Source organism: Lysinibacillus phoenicis (assembly GCF_047238325.1).
In the GTDB taxonomy this organism is placed as follows: Bacteria; Bacillota; Bacilli; order Bacillales_A; family Planococcaceae; genus Lysinibacillus; species Lysinibacillus irui.
In genome coordinates this window covers 2,015,294-2,037,965 of record NZ_JBDFMP010000002.1, presented here as the reverse complement: position 1 = coordinate 2,037,965, position 22,672 = coordinate 2,015,294, and the positions used below count along the sequence as shown (strand labels likewise).

Below are 22,672 nucleotides of genomic sequence, written 5' to 3'. Positions count from 1 at the left end.
CGATTCGTGTTTTTTTGCAAGGGAAATTGACACTGTTTGTAGAATAAAACAGTATGAGGAAATATATTACACAAATTACTCGAAGGGAGCTTAGTCTATTTATAAAATAATCTCCTTTTCGGCTATCCTGAAAGGAAGAGGTAGAAAAAGGAGTTTGTTTATATGAATATTAGTCATTTTTCAATTAAAAGACCCGTCTTTACTATTGTTACAATGCTTCTTGTCATCTTACTAGGAGGCGTATCTTTATTAAAAATACCAATTACACTAATTCCAGAGTTAAATCCCCCTATTGGTGTTGTTGTCACTTCTTATCCTGGTGCAAGTTCAGCAGAGGTAAATGAGAAGATAACAAAGCCTTTAGAAGCTACACTTGCCACCTTACCAGGTATCAAAAAAATCCAATCAACCTCTCAAGAAGGTTCTAATTTAATTGTACTTGAGTTCAATTGGTCTACGAACCTGGAAGATGTCCAACTTGATATTCTTCAAAGAATAGATATGACACCACTGCCAAATGATGCAGGGAAGCCTAGCTTCTTAAAATTTGATCCATCACAATTCCCTATTATTCAACTATCATTGCGTGCTGAAAATAAAAATGTAGATGTGCGTTTGTTAGCGGAGGACTTAGAGCAAGAGCTTCGACGGACAGAGGGTGTTGCTAGTGTAAATGTTTCTGGCAAATTGATAGAGGAAATACAAATCATATTAGATGAAGCAAAGCTAGTAGAAAAAGGTCTAACACAAACAGACATTGTGCAAATAGTTCAAGCCAATAATGTTTCTCTTCCTGGTGATCCTGTCTCAACAGATGATGGCAAGATGTTAACAACACGTATTGTAAGTACATTATCTTCACCAGAAAGCATTGCTGATTTAATCGTTTCGGTAAACCCTTTAACAGGTGAAGCCATAACTGTTGGTGATCTTTCAACAGTGGAAAGAACAGAGCAACAATCTAGTACGACAACACGCGCAAATGAGTATCCAGCAGTCCTGATGTCTGTTTTGCAGGAATCTGGTGCAAATACCGCAGAAGTTTCGAAAGCGTTTCAGCAGACATTAGATGATTTATTAAAAAAAGAACAGTATGAGGGTATTACAGCAGATATATTAGTCGATCAAGGTAACTATGTAGATTTAGCTATTAGTAATATTGGTACTTCCTTAATTCTAGGTGGACTATTTGCGATGTTTATCCTATTTGTTTTTTTACGTAGTGTAAAAAGCCCGATTATTATTGGTATTGCCATCCCTTATTCGGTTATTGTGACATTTGTGTTGATGTTTTTTGCAGATTTTTCGCTCAATATTATGACGCTAGGTGCCCTGGCATTGGGAATTGGTATGCTTGTAGATAATGCCATAGTCGTGATTGAAAATATAGAAAGACATTTAGGCTTAGAAAAGGATCCGATTACTGCAGCTAAAGAAGGGACGAAGGAGGTAGCTCTTGCTATTACAGCTTCGACGTTAACAACAATAGCTGTATTTATTCCTGTTATGTTTATCGAAGGCTTGATAGGTCAAATTTTTACAGAATTTGCCTTAACCATTTCGTTCAGTTTAATAGCTTCGTTAGTCGTGGCCCTTACAGTTGTGCCAATGTTAGCAAGTCGACTTTTGAAAACGAAAAGTAGCAATTTTGATGTACAGCGCAGTAACTCGTTATTTTATAAGCGTTTCAAATCTTCGATTGTATGGGTATTACAGCACCGAATGTTAATCCTTGTTTTCACAGTAGTCTGTTTTGGTCTATCCTTTTTTGGGCTTACAAAAATAGGAACTGAATTTTTACCACCTACCGATGAAGGATTCACATCTATAAATATTAACCTTGAGAAGGGTGTCGCTGTCTCTGAAACAGAAAAAGTTGTTAAGCAAATTGAGGAACGTTTAAAGCAGGAAAAAGATGTGGAAGTTTATGTTAGTTTAATTGGCGGTACACAACAATCACAGGCACGTGGACAAGCCAGTCCTAATCAGGCCGAAATGTATGTGAAACTAGTGCCGTTAGAAGAAAGGCAACGTTCCATTTTTGAATTTGTTGAAGAGCTGGAGCAAGATTTACAGGGAGAGCTTGGGGAGCAAGCAGAGGTTACCTTTAATGTATCGACGGCAACAGGCTCTTCACCACATACGTTAACGTTCCGATTAACCGACTCGGACGAGCAAAGACTTCAGCAATCTGTTGATAAAGTGCTGCCAGCGCTACAAGCAATTCAAGAAGTAACAAATGTCACAACAGACTTAGATAATACTGTGGAAGAAATTGAAATTGAGGTTGATCGCGAAAGGGCAAAAGACTATGGTTTTGTACCCGCACAAATTGCTCAAAACGTCAATCAAATGACAAAAGGACAATTAACATCCCAACTAATTACAGAGGACGGTGCTGTGTTACCGGTTTATACAAGTTTTGGACAGACATTTAATAATAGTATAGATGCGCTCAAAACGATGCAACTTCGTTCCCCAGCAGGACTGTTTGTGAAATTAGAGGATGTAGCTACTATATCTATTCAGGAAGGTCCAGTATCCATTCGCCGTTCTGACCAGGCAGCAGCAGTAGCCTTTTTTGTTGACTATGAAACAAAGGAATCATTAGGGGGAATATCGGCAAAAGTAGATAAAGCATTAGAAGAAGTTAATTTACCACCTACTACGGAGATTGTTTTTAGTGGGGATCGTGAGCTTTATGATAGTGCAATTGATGACATGCTACTAGCAGTTATGTTAGCAATTGTCCTTGTATATATTGTTATGGCTGCTCAATTTGAGTCTTTTAAATATCCATTTGTTATTATGTTTTCAGTCCCATTAATGATTATAGGTGTCGCTATAGCTATGTTTTTAACACGAACTTTAATTGGTGTGACGTCTGTCATAGGCATCCTAGTGCTTGTAGGAATTGTCGTGAATAATGGTATTGTGCTGGTTGATTATATTAATCAACAAAAAGCGAAGGGTATATCAACTTATGAGGCTATTTTACAGGCTACTCAAGATCGTCTTCGTCCAATTTTAATGACAGCGTTAACGACTATTTTAGGGTTGTTACCACTTGCATTAGGTATAGGTGAAGGGACAGAAATGAACCAACCGATGGGGATAGCTGTAATTGGAGGACTTGTAACCTCTACTTTACTTACGTTGTATATTGTACCCATTATTTATAGTTTAGTGGATAAAGAAACAAGAAAGATGCGCTAGATATAGGGGGAATGAGATATGAAAGTTCACTTTTTTACTGGTTTTCCAGGTTTCATTTCGAGTCAGCTCATTCGAACATTATTCCAAGAGAAACAAACGCAGCAGGTGATTGCCATTGTGCTGGCTGGTGAAACCATTAAAGCACAGAAGGAAAAAAACAAAATAGTAGAAGCGTTTCCTGACTGTTCGATTCGTATTATAGAGGGCGATATTACGTTGCCGAATTTAGGTTTAGACGATCAAATAATCAAAGAGATTGTCCCACAAATCGAGGTATTTTGGCATTTAGCCGCTATTTATGATTTAGCGGTGCCGCGAGATATTGCATGGAAAGTGAATGTCCATGGAACAACAATGGTCAATGACTTTGTGCGCACCTTACCTAATTTAAAACGCTATATGTATTTTAGCACGGCCTATGTAGCAGGTACTCGAGAAGGAGTCTTACGTGAAAATGAACTTATTCGACCACAAGCATTTAAAAACTATTATGAGGAAACAAAATATGAGGCTGAGCTTCGAGTGGAAGATTTAAAATCAGAAATACCTCTGACGATTATTAGACCTGGGATTGTAAGGGGGCATTCTAAAACTGGTGAAACCATTAAATTTGATGGACCTTACTTCTTTTTGAATTTGGTGGAACGCTTGAAGGGTCTACCGTTGATTCCCTATATTGGTCAATCTACATCGACGATTAATGTTGTGCCAATCGATTATATTTTAAATGCCTCTATTTTTTTGGCAAACGAACAAGGTGCAGAAGGTAAGACTCTTCATTTAACAGATCCCAAACCTCATCCTGTGCAGGAAGTATACCGTACAATGGTGAAACTGATGACAAATTCTTATCCAAAAGGGCGTATACCATTTACTCTGGCAAAGCTATCATTACAGATTCCTTTTATTCGAAAAAAACTAGGTGTCGAACAAGAAACATTAGATTATCTAACATGGAATGCCACATTTGACACCTCTGAAGCACAGTATATTTTACAAAAAGGTGATATTACATGCCCGGATTTTATACAGACAATGCCAAGAATGATTGATTTTTATTTAGCCCATAATAAGGATGAGAGCTATCACATTCAAATTAAGTAAAAAATAATATAGATATTTTTGTCAGTAGTAAATGATAGTGCTATAATGATTGAAAGAAGATACCTTCGACATTTGTCAAAGGGGAGTAGCTAACAGGAAATTAATTTACCTGGTTTCACATTCGTCAAGACATGGTTTTTGCCATCGGATGTGATAGTGAATGGCTCTATACGTAATGACGTGTAGATTGATGTACCAAAAAGAAATAAGGTACGAATTTACTTAGCGAGACCTTTGCCTGAATAAAGGCAGGGGTTTTTTTCTTTTGTACTTTAGATGAAATGGTCGTTTTTGGTATATAGAGCTTAGAGGAGGCACTAGAATGGAAACAATTTTATTACAATATGGCTGGGTATTGATTGTCCTTGTTGTATTAGAAGGATTACTCGCGGCTGATAACGCGGTAGTGATGGCTGTTATGGTCAAGCATTTACCACAAGAACAGCAAAAAAAGGCACTATTTTATGGATTATTTGGAGCACTGATTTTCCGATTTTCAGCGCTTTTTGTAATAACAGTGTTGGTATACTATTGGCAAATCCAAGCGGTAGGAGCTGCCTATTTACTATTTATGTCTGCGAAAAACATCTATGATTTGCGTAAACATAAAGACGATGATGATGAAGAATCTACTGAAAAATCTGGGAAAAAGGGTTCTGGATTCTGGTTAACGGTTCTGAAGGTTGAAGCGGCAGATATTGCATTTGCTATCGATTCAATGCTGGCAGCAGTTGCTATTGCCGTAACTTTACCGCATTTAGGAGAATTTGATATAGGTGGTATCAATGGAGGACAGTTTATTGTTATGCTCCTTGGTGGATTTATCGGCGTCATTATGATGCGTTTTGCAGCACAATGGTTTGTTAAAGTATTAAATGACTATCCTTCACTTGAAACAGCCGCATTTTTAATCGTGGGATGGGTAGGTGTGAAGCTGGTTGTTTTAACATTAGCCCATGAAAAAGTTGGAATACTACCTGAAGAGTTTCCACATTCCACTGCGTGGGAGTTAACATTCTGGGTTGTCTTGCTAGCCATTGCATTTGTTGGCTATCTAGTAGGAGTTCGTAATAAAAAGAATAATTAGGGTTTTAAATACAATAAAGACAAGCATGAGAAAAAGAATTCTCATGCTTGTTTTTATTATTAAAATTTATTAACCTCGATACTATTCCTCCCCCATTTGACCACTTACTCCTTATTTTTTCTCCTCTGATTTGGTTATTCAACAAATGAATAAAGGTTTTAGTATACAAATTAAACCTTTGTCGACAAACTAGGATGTTTAGGTGTAACTATTCCTCTTTCTTTTTTTATGTATTTTTTCTATACTATTATCTATCTAGTTGGGCATCATATGTGGAAGGGGTTGTTAAAGTGCCTTGGAAAAAATCATCAAATAAACTTGTCACACCATTTCAGGTACTTGTTTCTTATTACTTTATAGCCATAGCGATTTCCTTCCTGTTATTACGGCTTCCAGGCGTTCAGCAAGAAGGTGTAAAAGTTTCGTTTTTAGATAGTTTGTTTACCGCAGTGAGTGCAGTAAGTGTCACAGGTTTAACAACTATTAATATTTCAGAAACCTATACAACCTTTGGACTTGTGATGATTCTTGTTATTTTACAGTTAGGTGCCATCGGTATTATGTCACTCGGTACCTTTGTATGGCTGCTAGTAGGGAAAAAAATTGGAATGCGTGAACGTCAATTAATTATGATTGATCATAATCAGTACAGTGTGTCAGGTGTTGTTAAATTAATTCGTGAAATTTTGAAAATTTTATTTGGTATTGAAGTGGTAGGTACGGTTATTTTAACACTACACTTCACCAATTACTTTGATACATTGGAAGAAGCGTTCTTGCATGGTGTGTTTGCTTCAATTTCGGCAACAACTAATGGTGGGTTTGATATTACAGGAATGAGCTTATTGCCTTTCCATGATGATTATTTTGTTCAAATGGTTACGATGGTGCTTATTGTGTTAGGTGCTATCGGTTTCCCGGTATTAATCGAATTGAAGACGTTTTTGCTTAATCGACGTGCGAATTTTCGCTTCAGTCTGTTTACCAAAATTACGACATCAACATACGCGGTATTATTTGTTGTTGGTGCTCTTGTCATTTTACTCCTTGAATCATTCCATTCCTTTAAAGAAATGTCTTGGCACGAGGCTCTTTTTTCAGCGATGTTTCATTCAGTATCAACGCGCTCCGCTGGATTAACAACTTACGATGTCACGACATTCAGTGAGGCAACAGATATTTTTATGAGTTTTCTCATGTTCATTGGTTCTTCGCCAAGTTCTGTTGGTGGGGGTATTCGAACAACGACATTTGCCTTGGCCATTTTATTTTTAATAACCTTTGCAAGGGGAAGAGAAGATATTCAAGTATTTGGGCGGGAAATTCATTTAATAGACGTCTTTCGTTCATTCGTGGTAATCCTATTAGCATTTTTTATGGTGTTAATTGCAACGATCATTTTGCTCATTACAGAACCACAAGCGTCACTTATTCAAATTATTTTTGAAATTACTTCTGCGTTCGGAACATGTGGTATGTCGTTAGGAATCACTTCCGATTTATCTGTGATTGGAAAAATCATTATCATTATTTTAATGTTTATAGGCCGAGTAGGTTTAATTTCATTCCTTTATACACTTGGTGGTGGGGGACGAGGTAAAAAATCAAGCTTCCATTATCCGAAAGAGAGAGTAATTATTGGGTAATTTTTTAGAAGTATACGATGCTAATGTGTCATCATTTCATCGTATACTTCATATAAAAAAATAAATTCCTTAAATTGTCATATAATTTTCAAAAAATTTAAAATTATATTTCCCGAAAGTAAAATTTCCTTGTGGGTATTATTTACAAAGCTTTTAGAGTATGTCTTTAAGGCATTTGCCCTAAAGTTTTGAAGCTTAGCTATGAATACTTGACTAATTATCTATTAATTCAGGAAGTCCATAAATAAAGGTTTTAGAAAAGTTTAAGACAGAAAAAAAGCTAGTCCTGATCGTTAGTAAGGACTAGCATTTCGTATTACATAGAATGAATTGTTGCAAAATAAGGTGCTTGGCCGTGACGGAAATAGGTTAACAAATAGCCATTTTTTTGTACAATTTTGCCATTCTTAAAATCTTGGTAATCGAGAGCATGAGGGATAATTAGTGTATGCTTAAATAATTCCTTCTCAGACAGCTTAAAGCTTGCAAATTCCTCACCTGCGATAGTTGGATCTTCACGTAAGGCATGATAAAGGGCCTTTTGTTGTTCTTCAGTTGGGCGTTCATTCCACCATAGTTTACGTGGCTGGAACTGCTGAGCCATTAAATAATCAAGCTGCATTAAGCTTTTGACAATGTTTAAATTTACACCATCCACCGTTTCTAAAAACATTAATAAGCGTTGGAATAAATCCTCCAACTGATGACCAATACGGGACCAACCTTTTGTTTCCCAATAAGTTCCGAAGTTTTGGAAAAAGTCAAAAGGTGTGTCAAAGACCTCTGTAACTAAATATTCGATGGTATGATCCATACGGTGATCATTCCAGTATTTCTCAAGAACATCCTCTGCATGTTTAATGCGAACGATATCATCAAATGTTAGAACATTATTAGAGAAAATTTCATATGGAGATATATCTACATAGGTATAGCCAAACTTTTCAGCCTCTAATCGAAGTCCAGTACCACGTAGAAGCTTTAAAAATCCAAGCTGTAATTCCTCTGGACGCATAGCAAAAACGTCATTAAACGTCTGACGGAAGCTTGCATAATCTTCCTCTGGTAAACCAGCAATTAAATCTAAATGCTGATCTATTTTTCCGCCCTCTTTTACCATTGTCACCGTTCTTTTTAGTTTTTCAAAATTTTGGCGGCGTTTAACGAGTGTATTTGTTAAATCATTTGTAGATTGAACACCTATCTCAAAACGGAACAACCCTCTTGGTGCATTGTCATTTAAAAATTGGATAACTTCAGGTCGCATGATATCGGCAGTAATCTCAAACTGGAATACAACACCAGGTTGATGTTCATCAATTAAAAATTGGAACATTTCCATTGCATAGCTACGGCTTATATTGAAGGTACGATCTACGAATTTAATTGTTCGAGCACCATTATCCATTAAGAAACGAATATCTTCTTTAATTTTTTCACGGTTAAAATAGCGAACGCCTACTTCAATAGAAGATAAACAAAATTGGCAACTAAACGGACAGCCTCGACTTGTTTCGATGTACTGAATTCGTTTGCTAAGATGGGGAAGGTCCTCCTCGAAACGAAATGGGCTTGGCAATTCCCGTAGATCAATTTTTGGCGGCTGTGCGTGAATCTTTACTTTTCCATCCTCTAAATAACAAATCCCAGGAACATCCTCCAACAGTATCTCTCCGTGGAAATAGCGCAATAATTGTTTAAATGAAGTTTCGCCTTCACCCATAACAATAAAGTCTACTTCAGGTATACGGCGTAGCCAATGGTGAGAATCATAAGAAACTTCAGGTCCACCGAGCAAAATTTTAACATTTGGACAGACCGTTTTTAACATTTTAATCACGTGAATGGTTTCTTCGATATTCCAGATATAACAGCTAAATCCAACAATATCAGGTTTTTTTTGGAACAAATCTGATACAATATTAAAAGCAGGGTCTTTAATTGTATACTCTGCTATAATTGGATTAAACTCTGGTAAAGCTGCGCCTTTTAAATAGCGCAATGCTAAATTTGTGTGAATATACTTTGCGTTTAAAGTAGTTAAAATAGTATTCATTTAATAATCTTCCTTTCAACATCTTATTGTATCAGTCAAGTATCTGACATACAATATAATTCTTTTTACCTATTTATTTTGTGAACGGTTCGTGAAATAATTTAAAATACTTAAATTTACTAAATTTTGTAATAATAGAATCGTGCTGTCATAAAGTATAGTAAAGGCTCAAAATTCGATTTAGAGGTTTTTTACTCTTGTGAAAGGTTCGGTGAGAAAGTTGAAGCAAAATGATATTAATCAATGTTTTGGAAATCTTATGAAAAGTACTTCGTCACCAACACTTATACTGAATAAAGCAGGGAAAATTTTGAACGTCAATGAAGCTGCTATTAAGCTTTTTAATCTTAATTTAACGTATATTGGCTATTTAGCTATGGACGAGCAATCTAATTTTAAATGGACTAAATTCGTCAAACAATTACAAAATGATTTGCGCTCGGAAGAAATTTTCAATATCCGCACAGCTGGAAACGACTACGAAATGCTATCTTTTAAATGTTTTTATGATCCGAATACAGAGGAGATTGTTGCGCAAATTTCAACACTAAATGATGATGTTGCCCATAAATTATACGTTAGCCATGCGCATGAAAGATCACATTCCTTCAATGCGTACGATTACTTACCTTATGCTGTTATTGTAAGTGATGCTAGCGGTATTATTCTTGGGCTTAATAAGTATGCGGAAATGTTTTTAAAAGTAGAGAGCACGCAGCTACTTCATAAAGCGCATCAACATATATTTGATTCATTTACCTTAAAAAAGGGACAAATCACTACGTACCTTTCAAAGCTGATGGGTGAAAAGCATGCAAGTATACATGTAGTAGATGAAACTCAAGTAAGTAGAACATGCTATTATGAAATTTCCAGTATTTTTGATGAATACAATAATATTATTGTCACAGTCATTAATGATGAAACAGAGAAAAAGCAACTTCAGCATAAAGTCGAGCATCAGCAAGCTTTAAATGTTGTCGGACAGATGGCAGCAAGTATTGCACATGAAATCCGTAACCCATTAACTTCTTTAAAGGGGTTTACAGAATTATTAAAGTTAAATGCGGATGATGAATCACGTATGTATCTCTCTGTCATTGACAGTGAGCTTCAACGGATGGAACAAATTCTTTCTGAGCTTTTAGTATTGTCCAAGCCAACGACTATGAAAGTTGAATTATTAGAGCTGGATCATATTGTAAAGCAAGTCATTGAGTTTATGCTACCAGATGCACTCATGAAAAATATTATGATCCGATATATTTCAACTTCTAATCAAGTATATATTGGTGGCAATGAGAATCGCTTAAAGCAAGTACTTATGAATCTCATTAAAAATGCTATGGAATCCATGAATAATGGTGGCACGATTACTGTTGAAATGGCTACAAATGACGGAGCGATAGTCGATCTAATGATTAAAGATGAAGGTGTTGGCATGGACAGCACGACACTTCAAAACCTATTCCAGCCTTTTTACACGACTAAATCAACAGGGACAGGACTAGGCCTTGCTTTCGTGAAAAAGGTAATTGAAGAGCATGATGGCGTTATAGGCGTAAATAGCGAATTACAGAAGGGGACATGCTTCCATCTGCAGTTTCCGATTTATACGTTTAATCAAATGGATACAATGGAAGTATCCACAAAAGATTCTGCTTATTTAGTAACATAAAGAGAGTAAAAAAGGTTGCATGGTTCCTAACAAAACCTTCAAATCGGTTAATGCTTTTGACAAGGCTTTTCTAATATCGCTATAATGTCATGTATAAAGAGCGAAGTGAGAGGAAAAGAATATGACGTCAGAAGATGTAAAACAATCTTTAAAATTATATATTGTGTTATCACGTGCATTGAAAGCGGTCAACGAGACGACCCATCAATTATTTCAGGAAAATGGTTTAAACCCAACAGAATTTGCTGTTCTAGAGCTTCTATACCATAAAGGGAGACAGCCATTACAGCAAATTGGCAATAAAATTTTACTTGCCAGTGGGTCTATTACGTATGTCATTGATAAGCTTGAAAAGAGAGGCTATTTATTACGTGTTTCTTGTCCTTCAGATCGTCGTGTTACCTATGCTGAAATCACTGAGGAAGGTGAAGCATTTATGGGGGAGTTATTCCCGAAACACGAGCAGCATTTGCATGAAATAATGAGTGTTCTATCACCACAAGAAAAAGAACAAGCTATAACATTATTAAAGAAAATTGGCCTTTCTATTAAGGATTTATCTTATTAAAAAAGTTGTCTCATTCATTTGAGACAACTTTTTTGGAATTAAAACAAGGACTTTCGACATTGGCATGTCGAAAGTCCTTGTGTTTTTATTATTATTATTTTTTAGAGATAGTTGCTGCCATGTTAAGCATAGCATCTGTTAAATCTTGTTCATCATTATCATGAATTGTTAATTTTGTAATAAGGCCATCTTTTTCAAAAACAACCCCAATAACTTTTTCTGTGTCAAAGTCCACAACATAACCTTCGATATTTTGAACATCTTTAAATGCTGTTAATTCATCAGCAGGTAAAGCTACTGTTTCGCCGACAGCATTCATATAATCTTGCATAGTCGTTTTAACTTCATCAAAGCTTGATTGTGAAGCTTCGATTGTTTCAATACGCATAAACACTTCGTCATCAGCGTTGGACACTAACATGTCTTTACCTGGCTCTTCTTGTGTTAGTGTGAATCCTGGAAGCTGTTGTAGTTTATAGCTTTGATCTACACTTTCAGACGCAGTTGCCTTTTCAGTTTTCTCTTCACCTTTTTGTACGTATTTTACATCTTGTTGAGGCTGTTTAGTTGCATCCTCTGTATTTGTATCATTTGATGCAGGTGTATCTTCTTCCTCTTGTGATTCGCCTGCTGTTTCATCTCCAGATGGTTTTTGATCGGCAGCAGTATTTGATGGCTCATTTTGTTGAGCATCTGAATCCTCTGTTTTATCAGAGGTGTTGCACCCTACAACTAATACGGCTGTTAGTAATAATGCAAGAATTGAAAATAATTTTTTTTGCATAAAAAACCCTCCTTTTCTAAATTAAACGTTAGTAAAGATAAAATGTTTCCAAATTTTAATGTTATGATGTTAAAGGCAACACTAAAAATAATAATAGTACAAAAACGACATGAGCTACAATAACAAGTGGCATGCTTTTACGCCATTCATATAAAAAGCCCCAAATAATACTTGTTACAAGTGCAGCAATAACGCCGAGAATAAAACCACTTAGCGCAATTGAAATCGCACATAATAGAGAGGTCACTATAATAGCCAATGTTGGACGCATAAAGCGTTTTAACTGCTGTTGGATATAACCACGCCAAAATAGCTCTTCACCGATGGCAATGATAAATACTAGTAAAACATAGTGCCAAATATTCTGTGGTCCATAGTTTGTTAAAAATTTTTGAACGGATTGTACTAAACTATTATTAATATATGGAGCAAGCCAGTAACCGAAGCGAATAACACCATATGTGATGGTACCATATCCAATACCAAAGAGTAAAAATTGCCATGTTGGTAATTGATCTTCAATTGAGCCAGCTAAAATGGCAATGGCAATACATACTAATAAAGTAAATGCGTACATGTACCAAAATACTGCTTGGTTAGCAAAGGTAAAAGCAAGCATACCATAAACGAATAATAAAGAAAGGAGAAATAGTATTGTTTGTTTCGAATTAGTTAGCATATTCGACCTCCATACTTTAATTTTATCAAAAAAAAAGCCCCATATCATCTATAAAGACAAATAGGGACTATTCAGACTATTAAGCTTCATTAGTATATAAAATTTTATAGCGTTTATGATTGACGACCGTTTTCTCTTCGATTTCAAGGGAATCAAAATTCTCCATATATGTTAAGTTAACGATTACCGAATTTTCATTTACTTTTTCGACAATTCCTTGGAGACCATTTTTAAACTCGATAATATTTCCAACTTCAGCTATTTCCACAGACAGTCAGCTCCTTCATCGACTAATAATATACAGTTTGCACGAAAAATTGGTAAACGTAAAGCTTTTTTTAAATAATTCATAATTTATTACACAAAATATGATAATGAAAGGAATAAAACAAATGGAAAAATACGAAAATATGCTTAAACAATTACAAAATGGGGAAATAAAAAGTATTGAAATTCAAAAGGAAGAATTTTACGAATTTCGGGAAATACTAGTAAAGCATCCTTTATTTAAACACTATAGGGGTGAGGCCAAACAAAATGGACGAATTATATATACTTATACTGAAATCCCAAGAAGTTAATTTGTCGAACATTGTCGTAAGTTAATGCTGTAAGAAATGAAATATAAATGTATAATAATGGTATGATTATTTGTGTGTGGAGGGTTGTATGAATGGTCAATCTACTCTTGAAACAAATGGAACAAACTCGTGAGATGATGATTCGCTCAGGTGTAGAAAACGGGTTACAAAATGCAAAAACCATTCAACTGAGTCGCAGATTAGATCAGTTAATGAATACTTATTATAGACAGATGGCATTTGATGAAGAAAAAGACCAAGAAGACTAAAAGATTGTTCCAGTATTCAGAGTAAAAACATTTTAAAATATATGTTTAAAATGCATTTCAATGGGGAATAACTTACTATGAACACAGCAACATTCTCATTTCCCCCTTTAGAGCAGTGATCCCCCAATCACTTGCTCTTTTTTTTGCTTATTCGGTATATATGCCATACATATAAAATTTAGTACAAATAGTAGGAAGAGTTTGAATTATTTTATTCATTCACCTAAACTTAAAATATAGGTTAGGACTCTTAAAGAGTGCTTAGACAATTTATAACAAAGGAGCACGTACATATGACAAAAAAACGTATTGCATTTATTGGAACAGGTGTAATGGGCGCTAGTATAGTTAAACATTTATTAAAAAATGGTCATGATGTAACAGTGTATACCCGCACAAGAGAAAAAGCAGAGCCATTGGTGTCATTGGGGGCGTCATGGGCAAGTTCGCCAGCAGAGGCATTTAGAAATCAGGAGATTGCTTTTACGATGGTTGGATATCCTTCAGATGTGGAGGAAGTATACTTTGGGCGAAATGGCCTTTTCCAAACAGCACATCAAGGCAATATAATCATAGATATGACGACTTCAGAGCCATCCTTGGCTAAGAAAATTTATGAGCATTCCAAATCAATCGGTGTCGAAGCTTTAGATGCCCCTGTTTCAGGCGGAGATATTGGTGCACAAAATGGCACGTTGTCCATCATGGTTGGTGGTGATCGAGATGCATTTGATAAGGTATTGCCAATAATGAAGCATTTCGGGGAAAACATTGTTTATCAAGGTGAAGCGGGCGCTGGACAGCATACAAAAATGTGCAATCAAATTGTCATTGCTTCTGGGATGATTGGAGTTTGTGAATCGCTAGCGTATGGTTTAAAGGCAGGATTAGATTTACCGACTGTATTACAATCAATATCGTCAGGTGCAGCTGGCTCATGGTCTTTAAGTAACCTAGCACCTCGTATGATGAAAGAAGATTTTGCTCCAGGCTTTTATATTAAACATTTTGTAAAAGATATGAAGATTGCCTTGGATGAATCGAAGAAAATGGGTATCACTTTACCAGGGTTAGCACTAGCCTATGAGATGTATGAGAAATTGGTTGAAGAAGGCTATGGTGATAATGGTACACAGGCCCTTTTAAAGTTTTATAAATAGATAGCAACAGGATAATTGTAAGCCTGAAGTCTCTTCATGTAGAAAAAGACTTCAGGTTTTTTGCTTTACTCTTTTCCAAAAAGTAAAGCATCTAAGGAGAGGCTAGACGCCCCTGCAAAAGCAAAGAATAATGCCATAGCACCTAATGCAAGGTCTAACTCATAACCAGCCAATCCATTAGCTCCGATAAAGCCGATGCTAAGTTTGGCAGTAAAGATAGCTACAATCATAGTAATTGTTAGTAAAGCCCCAAAAATTCTTGTTGCTAATCCTAAGATAATGGAAATTCCCCCAACTAATTCAATAATTGCAACGATGTATGCCATAAATCCTGGTATACCTAAACTGTCAAAGAAGTCAGCAGTATAGCTGATTCCACCCTGGAACTTTTGAAAACCGTGTACTGCAAAAATAATGCCGAGAACGACACGTAAAATAGTTGAACCAATATTTTGCATAATTAGTAACTCCTTTTCTATAACTTACATTTCGTAACTTAGTTTATTTTTAAAAACAAGTTTTGTCAAGTAACCTAATGTATTTTTAGAACTGAAAATTTTTAAAAAGTGATATACTGTTAAATAGGAACTAATGACAATGGAGGCTAGTAAATTGGATCAAAAAAATATTTGTCCACGATTTGAAAAAGCACTCATGATCTTAAATCATCGTTGGAATACCTTGCTGATTTATCAGCTATTAGATGGTCCACAACGATACTCAACCATTAAAAATCAGTTAAATATTAGTAGTCGTGTATTGACAGAGCGATTAAAGGAATTAGAAATGGAGCAAATCGTATTACGTACGGTCATACCCTCTACACCAGTAGTCATTGAGTATGAGCTTACGGAAAAAGGATATGCCATTGCACCAGTGCTAAAAGCAATTGAACAATGGTCCTCTGAATGGGTAACAGTTAACGAAGAGTGATAAAAAAGATATTCAAGCGAGGGGGCTTGAATATCTTTTCATGTTGTTAAAGAAAGAGAATGTCAATAGTAGAATAAAACGTTTGGCAAGGTGTGAGATTGATTTCCTTTCCGCCAGCGTCCTTTCCAGGGGGCGTCCGATGAGCCGCTTCACTCACTACGTTCGCTCCAGGGTCTTATCTGTGACGCTAATCCCCTAGGAGTGACACGGGCTCCTCTCCAATCAACCATGCTGCAAATAATGTCTTTTCTTTGTATTACACACAAGCAATAGTAAACAAAGAGCCCATTCTTTCCATCTTTTGTGAAAGAATAGGCTCTTATTTTATATGTAGAGAATGGATTAGTCACAACATTCATTAACAAAATGAAAAGTGAACATTTATTAGTGAAACCTTTGCTAAAAGATAAAAGTTTTGAGGATTAAAGTAGAAGAATACTTAATCTCATAGGATAGCAGATAGGCGTGACCCTGTTTGAAATGTTAGCGTAACTGTTTTAGCTACTAAAGCGTAGCGACAATAGGAAACAAGTAGTAAGGAACGGAAAGCTTTTTTCACCTTTCTCAAAAATTCGATTACTTGTTTCGTTTTTCTTGACATGAATGGTGTTGGGTATTCATTTATCGTTTATTTAATAGTTATGTTTCAGTAAAATTACTGATATATTGTAAATAATATTAATTTTCTTTAAAGAAAGATATTTTTTATTACAGAGGAAAATTAATGGATTATTATAAGAGTGAGAGGAGGGTTTTATGAAGAAGGGTTCAGCAATAGACATACAACATCGAAGTCAGTTAGCCATTTATTTATCATTGCCGATACTTTCATGGGCATTTTATGATTTTGCGAATACTATCTTTTCTTCAAATATAAATACAATATTTTTCCCATTTTACATGGATGAGGTTTTAGGGACGAACGAAGTCATGCAACAGGTGGCAAGTACCTTTATATCCTATGCAAATGCTATTGCAAGTTTGTTACTTGTGATTTTTTCACCGCTTTTTGGTGTATGGATTGATAACACAGGTTATAAAAAGAAGTTTATTGTATGGTTTGCATCCATTTCTATTCTTTTTACATTTATGATGGGGATATTTGCGAATGTGCAGACAACAACGAATTACTCTGGTGTACCTCTTAGTTTATTTTTAGTTGTGGCAAGCTTTGTTATTGCTAAATTTTTCTTTAATTCAAGTCTGGTATTCTATGATTCCATGATGGGAGATCTAGGAACAAAAGAGGAAATGCCACTAATTTCAGGTTTTGGTGTTGCCATTGGCTATTTGGGTACACTTTTTGGATTACTCGTTTATTTATATGTTGGTAATAGCGATTTCCATCGAGCATTTATTCCAACGGCTATTTTGTATTTATTATTCTCATTGCCATTATTTTTTATTAATAAAGATACACCGATTCCGAAATCACAGCGAAAATCTTTAAAATTTTTAGATGGTTATAAAGAAATCCTTCAAACATTTAAGGATATGAAACAATATAAAGCGATCTTTACTTTTATGATTGCTTATTTCTTTTTAAATGATGCCATTGCTACGACGATTGCTATGATGGCGGTTTATGCTACAGCGATTGTCGGCTTTAGCTCTGGTCAATTTATCGTTCTTTATTTGGTCTCTACTGTATCAACAATCATTGGCTCACTTGCATTTGGCTATATCACAAAGTCCATAGGGGCAAAGCGTGCCATAACGATCGTTGCGCTTATTATGATTATCGCTTTGATGTTCGCAGTTTTTGCCACAGCACAATGGATGTTCTGGCTTGCAGGTAGTCTATTTGGTATATCCCTTGGATCAATGTGGGTGACATCTAGGACCTATATTATTGAATTATCACCAAACGAAAAACGTGGGCAGTTTTTTGGCTTGTTTGCATTTTCGGGTAAAGTATCCTCCATTATTGGACCGGCAGTATACGGAACGGTTACATTATGGATGAAGGATTATGGTACGCTTGCTAGTCGTGTCGCATTATCGACATTGATTGTTATGACAGTCATTGGCTTATTGGTACATCTAAAAGTTAATGATAAAAATGGAAATAGCAAGTAGGAGAAATGTATTGCCTATGATACAATTGAATTATAAATAGATGTAGAGAAAGGAGCGGGGTTGCATTGGAACATAAAGGAATATTATTAGAAAGTGGCACAAATGAGCTAGAGATCGTTGAATTTGAAGTAGCGAACAATAAATTTGGTATTAATGTTATTAAAGTAAAAGAAATTATTCAACCGATACCAGTAACATTTATTCCACACGCGCACCCGCATGTAGAAGGAATCATTCAATTACGAGGTGAAGTATTACCAGTTGTAGATATGCTGCGAGTATTAGGAATTCAAGGTGCAGAGCGTAATCCACAACAAAAATATATAGTGGCAGAATTTAATAAACAACGTGTCGTTTTCCATGTGGATAATGTGACACAAATCCATCGTATATCGTGGGACCAAATTGAAAAGCCTTCAGATATGTATCAAGGTGGAACATCACAAGTAATTGGTGTGATTAAACAAAATGAACAAATGATTCTATTACTGGATTTCGAACGAATTATGGTGGATATCAATCCTGAATCGGGAATCAGTGTGGAATCTGTTAAAAAGCTTGGTAAACGTGAACGTTCTGAAAAACGTATTTTAATTGCAGAAGATTCACCATTATTACGCAAATTATTATTTGACACGATGAGTGAAGCTGGTTATGACAATGTTGAATTCTTTGAAAATGGCCGAGATGCATATGATTACTTAGAGGGAATTGCTAAGAGTGGTAGTGATATTGCAGAGCATATTCAATTAGTGGTAACTGATATTGAGATGCCGCAAATGGATGGACATCATTTGACACGAAAAATCAAAGAGCATCCGGATCTTCAAAAGCTTCCTGTCATTATTTTCTCCAGTCTCATTACAGACGATCTTCGTCATAAAGGGGATCAGGTAGGAGCAGAGGATCAAATTAGTAAGCCAGAAATTGCAGAGCTCATTTTACGTGTTGACCAGCTTATTCTGTAGTAATTGTGGCTTACATGATACTTCACAATTTTAATAATGGGTATCCTGAAAGTATAAATAAATGAAAGAAAAAGTCGGATGCCTTAAGAGGTACCGACTTTTTTGTATATGTCCACATAGGTATGAACAAAATAAATAAAAGATACTTGAAGGATGTGATGATTTGAATGAGCTAAAAACAGCCATTATTGATATCGGCTCCAATACCATTCGATTAGTATTATATCAGTATGATAATGAAGAAGGGCTACGTGAGCTTGGGAATATTAAAACGGTAGCTCGTTTGCGTACATATATTCAGCCCTCAGGAGAGATGTCTGTAGAAGGTATCCAAGTGTTATCAGAAACTTTATTAACATTTAAAGCAATGCTTGAGGATTTTGAGGTGACAGATGTTAAAGCAGCTGCGACTGCCGCTATCCGACAGGCTACTAACCGGGATCGGATTATTAAGGAAATGAAGGAACGAACTGGTATTCAAATAGAGCTTTTATCAGAAGAGGAAGAAGCTTATTTTGGATATGTTGCTGTTGCCTATTCTATGGGAACGCAATCCGCAGTGACGATAGATATTGGTGGTGGTAGTACTGAAATTACGCTGTTTGAAAATAAAGAGATTCAGCAATCACATAGTTTCCCTTTTGGGACGGTATCTTTAAAGCAACGATTTGTAAAGGGCGATATTATGAATAGTAGCGAAAAGGGGGAGCTCATTGCTTATATAAAAGAGCAATTTCAATCGCTTCCTTGGATAAAAAATGTGGCTTTACCTATTATCGCTATAGGTGGTAGTGCGAGAAATATTGCTCAAATGCATCAACAAAAGCATGATTATCCTATTGCCAGTGTCCATGGTTACGAAATGACAAAGGAAAATTTAGATGATTTAAGCTTGTTTTTAGGGCGACTAAGTTTCCAAGAGTTGAAGCAGCTGGATGGGCTATCATCTGATCGGGCAGATATCATTGTTCCTGCATTAGAGGTTTTTAGAGTGTTAATGGAGGTAGTCGATAGTAAGGCATTCCAACTGACCAAAAGAGGCTTGCGTGAAGGACTTATTTATGACCGAATTTTGCAAACAGATGCACTTGCCTTTGATAAATACAATGTATTTGAAGGAAATGCTAGAAGATTAGCACGTCAGTATGGACGGACTGAAATGGAAGTTGATTATTTGATGCATTTAGCAGATCAATTATACCGAGAATGTTGCCATTTAGGGTATTTGCAGTATAATCCCGAAGATTTACATTTGTTAACAAAGGCTGCGAAGGTTTTCAATATAGGAGAATACATTGAATTAAGCTCATCAAGCCAACACACCTTTTATTTAATTGCGAATCAATCAATTGATGGTTTAAATCATTTAGAACGAGTAAAACTAGCACTTCTTGCATCCTACAAAAATAAGGATTATTTCGAACGATTTGCTGCTCCATTTGCAACATGGATGGACCGTGAAGAATATCGCAAAATCAGAGACTTTGGAGCGTTATTAAAATTTGTCTATGCGTTAAATGTTTCAAAGCGCAATGTTGTCCATGCTATTGAGATGCATACAGAAGAGGATCATGTCCAACTCGATATTTATGTAAAAAAGAATGCTGCTGCTGAAAAGTATCAAGCTAATCGACATAGGAAACATTTAGAGCGGGCATTAAAAATCCCCATGAAGATCAATTTTATTGAAGAAGGGTGGAACAATGGATGACGACTGAAGTAACAAAAAATGAGCTTAATGAAGAAGAGTTTTCAGAAAATCATAATCGATTGTTAGAAGAAATTGCTAAGCCACAGTATTATAATAATCGTGAATTGAGCTGGCTTGCCTTTAATGAGCGAGTTTTAGAGGAAGCAGAGGATGTAAATAATCCTCTGCTAGAGCGTTTGAAATTTTTGGCTATATTTAGCTCGAATTTAGATGAATTTTTTATGGTTCGTGTCGCAGGACTACAAGATCAAGTCCGTGCGGGTTTCCATAAGCCTGAAAATAAATCCGGATTAACACCAAAGGAGCAGTTGGCGAAAATTGCAGAACGAACACAAGCATTAGTTCGTCGTCAAACGGAAGTTTATCGACATTTAATCTATGATTTACTCCCACAACATAATGTACATATTGCAGATATGAAAGATTTAAATAGCGCTCAAAAAGCGTTTATTAATGAAATGTTTGCAGAAACAATCTTCCCTGTTTTAACACCCGTTGCGGTTGATGCATATCGTCCTTTTCCAACATTGCTTGGGAAAACTTTAAATTTACTAGTCCTATTAGAGCAGGACGAAACAGATGTCGAGAGTCGTGAAAAAGTGGCAATCGTACAAGTTCCATCTGTTTTAGATCGCTATATAAAAGTTCCATCTGAAGAAGGGAAAACGGTTGTTGTTTTATTGGAGGATGTGATTGTTGCGCATATTGAAAAATTATTTTATGGCTACAGTGTAAAATCAGCACAAGCTTTCCGTTTAACGAGAAACGCAGATTTAACTATCCATGAAGAGGGCGCTCGTGATCTTCTAGTTGAAATTGAAAAAGAACTGAAAAAACGAAAATGGGGAGTAGGAAGCCGTTTAGAAGTTCGAGTTGGAGAAATGAATGATGAGGTGCTTCAATACTTACTAGATGAATTTGAAATTGAAGAAACAGATGTGTTCCATATTGATGGTCCTTTGGATTTAACCTTTATGTTCTCTTTTGTCAAAGGCATATCTGTAGGTCGAGAGCATCTAGAATATGAAAGCTTTATTCCACAGCCACCTTTAGACTTACAATCAGATGAAAATATTTTTGAAAAAGCTTTACAACAAGATATTTTTTTCCACCATCCTTATGAGTCGTTTGCCCCTATTGTTGATTTTATTTCAGAGGCTGCCGTTAATCCGAATGTATTAGCTATAAAACAAACATTATATAGGGTGAGTGGGAATTCACCGATTATTCAAGCGTTAAAACTTGCAGCTGAGAATGGCAAACAAGTAACCGTATTAGTGGAGCTAAAGGCCCGATTCGATGAAGAAAATAATGTGCACTGGGCAAAACAACTAGAACAAGCAGGTTGTCTTGTGATTTATGGCATGAATAATTTAAAAACACACTCCAAAATTACACTAGTAGTTAGTCGTCGTAATGGCAAAATCGAACGTTTTGTTCACCTTGGTACTGGAAATTATAATGATGCAACTGCAAAAATCTATACGGATATGGGCATAATAACTACAGATAAAGAGTTTGGCATTGATGCGACAAATTTCTTTAACTACTTAAGTGGTTATACAGAAAAACCTACCTTTAATCATTTAGTAGTTGCACCATTTGATATTCGAGATGAGTTTATTCGTTTAATGGATGAAGAAATTGCCTGTCATAAAAAATATGGCAATGGTTTTATTCGTGCAAAAATGAATTCATTGACGGACAAAGACTTAATGATGAAGCTTTATGAGGCATCTATTGCAGGTGTAAAGGTAGAGCTCATTATACGGGGGATCTGTTGTATTAGACCAGGTATTCCTGGTATTAGTGAAAACATCACCGTGACAAGTATTGTTGGTCGTTTCCTTGAACATTCTCGTATCTATTGGTTCCATCATAATGGAGAGAATAAAGTCTATCTATCTTCTGCTGATATGATGACACGCAATATGATTAAACGTGTAGAAATTTTATTCCCTGTATATGCAAGTGAGGCAAAAACCCGTATTATTGACATAATGAATGCACAATTAATGGATACTGCCAAAGCACGTATTCAAGACTCTAATGGTAAATATCATTACAAAGAGTTTGACCGTAGTGAAGATCCATTGAATAGCCAAGAAATTTTCTTAAAGGATGCATTAAAGCCTACGCTAGACGAAGAATAG

At 35.8% G+C, this 22,672-nt stretch carries 19 protein-coding genes; 14 read left to right on the top strand and 5 right to left on the bottom strand.

What is annotated here, in order from left to right; all coding sequences use genetic code 11:
* Positions 1-162 precede the first annotated feature (162 nt).
* The 4 genes from ABC382_RS11775 to ABC382_RS11760 all read left to right on the top strand — a co-directional run bounded on the left by ABC382_RS11775 (position 163) and on the right by ABC382_RS11760 (position 7,053).
* The gene (locus tag ABC382_RS11775) at positions 163-3,216 is read left to right on the top strand and encodes an efflux RND transporter permease subunit (protein WP_341385642.1); all 3,054 of its coding nucleotides are present in this window, start codon (positions 163-165) and stop codon (positions 3,214-3,216) included.
* 18 nt (positions 3,217-3,234) lie between these two features.
* The gene (locus ABC382_RS11770) at positions 3,235-4,320 is read left to right on the top strand and encodes an SDR family oxidoreductase (protein ID WP_274795732.1); all 1,086 of its coding nucleotides are present in this window, start codon (positions 3,235-3,237) and stop codon (positions 4,318-4,320) included.
* Positions 4,321-4,642: 322 nt separating this feature from the next.
* On the top strand, positions 4,643-5,407 hold the full coding sequence (locus tag ABC382_RS11765) for a TerC family protein (protein WP_412926825.1): 765 nt from the start codon (positions 4,643-4,645) through the stop codon (positions 5,405-5,407).
* Positions 5,408-5,697: 290 nt separating this feature from the next.
* Entirely contained in the window at positions 5,698-7,053 is a 1,356-nt protein-coding gene (locus ABC382_RS11760; protein WP_274795735.1) for a TrkH family potassium uptake protein, read from the top strand.
* Between the two features lie 316 nt (positions 7,054-7,369).
* Here ABC382_RS11760 and ABC382_RS11755 read toward each other — a convergent pair whose 3' ends face one another.
* Positions 7,370-9,109: a B12-binding domain-containing radical SAM protein gene (locus ABC382_RS11755; RefSeq protein WP_274795736.1), complete on the bottom strand. Its 1,740-nt coding sequence runs from the start codon at positions 9,107-9,109 to the stop codon at positions 7,370-7,372.
* A 310-nt stretch (positions 9,110-9,419) separates the two neighbouring features.
* Between ABC382_RS11755 and ABC382_RS11750 the strand changes: the two genes are divergently transcribed.
* A complete protein-coding gene (locus tag ABC382_RS11750) occupies positions 9,420-10,787 on the top strand; it encodes an ATP-binding protein (RefSeq protein WP_274795737.1) in 1,368 nt (455 codons plus the stop codon).
* Positions 10,788-10,908: 121 nt separating this feature from the next.
* On the top strand, positions 10,909-11,355 hold the full coding sequence (locus ABC382_RS11745; protein ID WP_274795738.1) for a MarR family winged helix-turn-helix transcriptional regulator: 447 nt from the start codon (positions 10,909-10,911) through the stop codon (positions 11,353-11,355).
* 94 nt (positions 11,356-11,449) lie between these two features.
* On the opposite strand, the gene ABC382_RS11740 is transcribed toward ABC382_RS11745, so the two are convergent.
* The 3 genes from ABC382_RS11740 to ABC382_RS11730 form a co-directional block, all read right to left on the bottom strand.
* Positions 11,450-12,139, bottom strand: a complete 690-nt coding sequence (locus ABC382_RS11740) for a hypothetical protein (RefSeq protein WP_274795739.1) — start codon at positions 12,137-12,139, stop codon at positions 11,450-11,452.
* A 61-nt stretch (positions 12,140-12,200) separates the two neighbouring features.
* Complete coding sequence (locus ABC382_RS11735) at positions 12,201-12,818, bottom strand: CPBP family intramembrane glutamic endopeptidase (RefSeq protein WP_274795740.1); 618 nt, start codon at positions 12,816-12,818, stop codon at positions 12,201-12,203.
* 79 nt (positions 12,819-12,897) lie between these two features.
* Entirely contained in the window at positions 12,898-13,086 is a 189-nt protein-coding gene (locus ABC382_RS11730; RefSeq protein ID WP_412926824.1) for a YkvS family protein, read from the bottom strand.
* Between the two features lie 124 nt (positions 13,087-13,210).
* Between ABC382_RS11730 and ABC382_RS11725 the strand changes: the two genes are divergently transcribed.
* From ABC382_RS11725 to ABC382_RS11715, 3 genes are all read left to right on the top strand, one after another.
* Positions 13,211-13,399 (top strand): hypothetical protein, encoded by a 189-nt coding sequence (locus ABC382_RS11725; RefSeq protein ID WP_274795741.1) that lies wholly within the window; start codon positions 13,211-13,213, stop codon positions 13,397-13,399.
* 92 nt (positions 13,400-13,491) lie between these two features.
* Entirely contained in the window at positions 13,492-13,668 is a 177-nt protein-coding gene (locus tag ABC382_RS11720) for an aspartyl-phosphate phosphatase Spo0E family protein (protein ID WP_274795742.1), read from the top strand.
* A gap of 293 nt (positions 13,669-13,961) precedes the next feature.
* The gene (locus ABC382_RS11715) at positions 13,962-14,828 is read left to right on the top strand and encodes an NAD(P)-dependent oxidoreductase (protein ID WP_274795743.1); all 867 of its coding nucleotides are present in this window, start codon (positions 13,962-13,964) and stop codon (positions 14,826-14,828) included.
* Between the two features lie 65 nt (positions 14,829-14,893).
* On the opposite strand, the gene ABC382_RS11710 is transcribed toward ABC382_RS11715, so the two are convergent.
* Entirely contained in the window at positions 14,894-15,286 is a 393-nt protein-coding gene (locus ABC382_RS11710) for a DoxX family protein (RefSeq protein WP_274795744.1), read from the bottom strand.
* A gap of 154 nt (positions 15,287-15,440) precedes the next feature.
* On the opposite strand from ABC382_RS11710, the gene ABC382_RS11705 reads away from it, so the two are divergent.
* The 5 genes from ABC382_RS11705 to ABC382_RS11685 all read left to right on the top strand — a co-directional run bounded on the left by ABC382_RS11705 (position 15,441) and on the right by ABC382_RS11685 (position 22,672).
* Positions 15,441-15,761, top strand: a complete 321-nt coding sequence (locus tag ABC382_RS11705; protein WP_274795745.1) for a winged helix-turn-helix transcriptional regulator — start codon at positions 15,441-15,443, stop codon at positions 15,759-15,761.
* A gap of 756 nt (positions 15,762-16,517) precedes the next feature.
* Positions 16,518-17,840 (top strand): MFS transporter, encoded by a 1,323-nt coding sequence (locus ABC382_RS11700; RefSeq protein ID WP_412926823.1) that lies wholly within the window; start codon positions 16,518-16,520, stop codon positions 17,838-17,840.
* 65 nt (positions 17,841-17,905) lie between these two features.
* Positions 17,906-18,808: a chemotaxis protein gene (locus ABC382_RS11695; protein WP_274795747.1), complete on the top strand. Its 903-nt coding sequence runs from the start codon at positions 17,906-17,908 to the stop codon at positions 18,806-18,808.
* Positions 18,809-18,971: 163 nt separating this feature from the next.
* Positions 18,972-20,519, top strand: a complete 1,548-nt coding sequence (locus tag ABC382_RS11690; protein WP_407132936.1) for a Ppx/GppA phosphatase family protein — start codon at positions 18,972-18,974, stop codon at positions 20,517-20,519.
* Positions 20,516-22,672, top strand: a complete 2,157-nt coding sequence (locus ABC382_RS11685; protein WP_274795749.1) for an RNA degradosome polyphosphate kinase — start codon at positions 20,516-20,518, stop codon at positions 22,670-22,672. The genes ABC382_RS11690 and ABC382_RS11685 overlap by 4 nt, the downstream gene beginning before the upstream one ends.

Bases quoted from the DNA above. Each gene is read 5' to 3' on its own strand.
- ABC382_RS11775 (WP_341385642.1), top strand. From the start codon at position 163: ATGAATATTAGTCATTTTTCAATTAAAAGACCCGTCTTTACTATTGTT.
- ABC382_RS11770 (WP_274795732.1), top strand. From the start codon at position 3,235: ATGAAAGTTCACTTTTTTACTGGTTTTCCAGGTTTCATTTCGAGTCAG.
- ABC382_RS11765 (WP_412926825.1), top strand. From the start codon at position 4,643: ATGGAAACAATTTTATTACAATATGGCTGGGTATTGATTGTCCTTGTT.
- ABC382_RS11755 (WP_274795736.1), bottom strand. From the start codon at position 9,109: ATGAATACTATTTTAACTACTTTAAACGCAAAGTATATTCACACAAAT.
- ABC382_RS11745 (WP_274795738.1), top strand. From the start codon at position 10,909: ATGACGTCAGAAGATGTAAAACAATCTTTAAAATTATATATTGTGTTA.
- ABC382_RS11740 (WP_274795739.1), bottom strand. From the start codon at position 12,139: ATGCAAAAAAAATTATTTTCAATTCTTGCATTATTACTAACAGCCGTA.
- ABC382_RS11735 (WP_274795740.1), bottom strand. From the start codon at position 12,818: ATGCTAACTAATTCGAAACAAACAATACTATTTCTCCTTTCTTTATTA.
- ABC382_RS11725 (WP_274795741.1), top strand. From the start codon at position 13,211: ATGGAAAAATACGAAAATATGCTTAAACAATTACAAAATGGGGAAATA.
- ABC382_RS11720 (WP_274795742.1), top strand. From the start codon at position 13,492: ATGGTCAATCTACTCTTGAAACAAATGGAACAAACTCGTGAGATGATG.
- ABC382_RS11715 (WP_274795743.1), top strand. From the start codon at position 13,962: ATGACAAAAAAACGTATTGCATTTATTGGAACAGGTGTAATGGGCGCT.
- ABC382_RS11710 (WP_274795744.1), bottom strand. From the start codon at position 15,286: ATGCAAAATATTGGTTCAACTATTTTACGTGTCGTTCTCGGCATTATT.
- ABC382_RS11700 (WP_412926823.1), top strand. From the start codon at position 16,518: ATGAAGAAGGGTTCAGCAATAGACATACAACATCGAAGTCAGTTAGCC.
- ABC382_RS11685 (WP_274795749.1), top strand. From the start codon at position 20,516: ATGACGACTGAAGTAACAAAAAATGAGCTTAATGAAGAAGAGTTTTCA.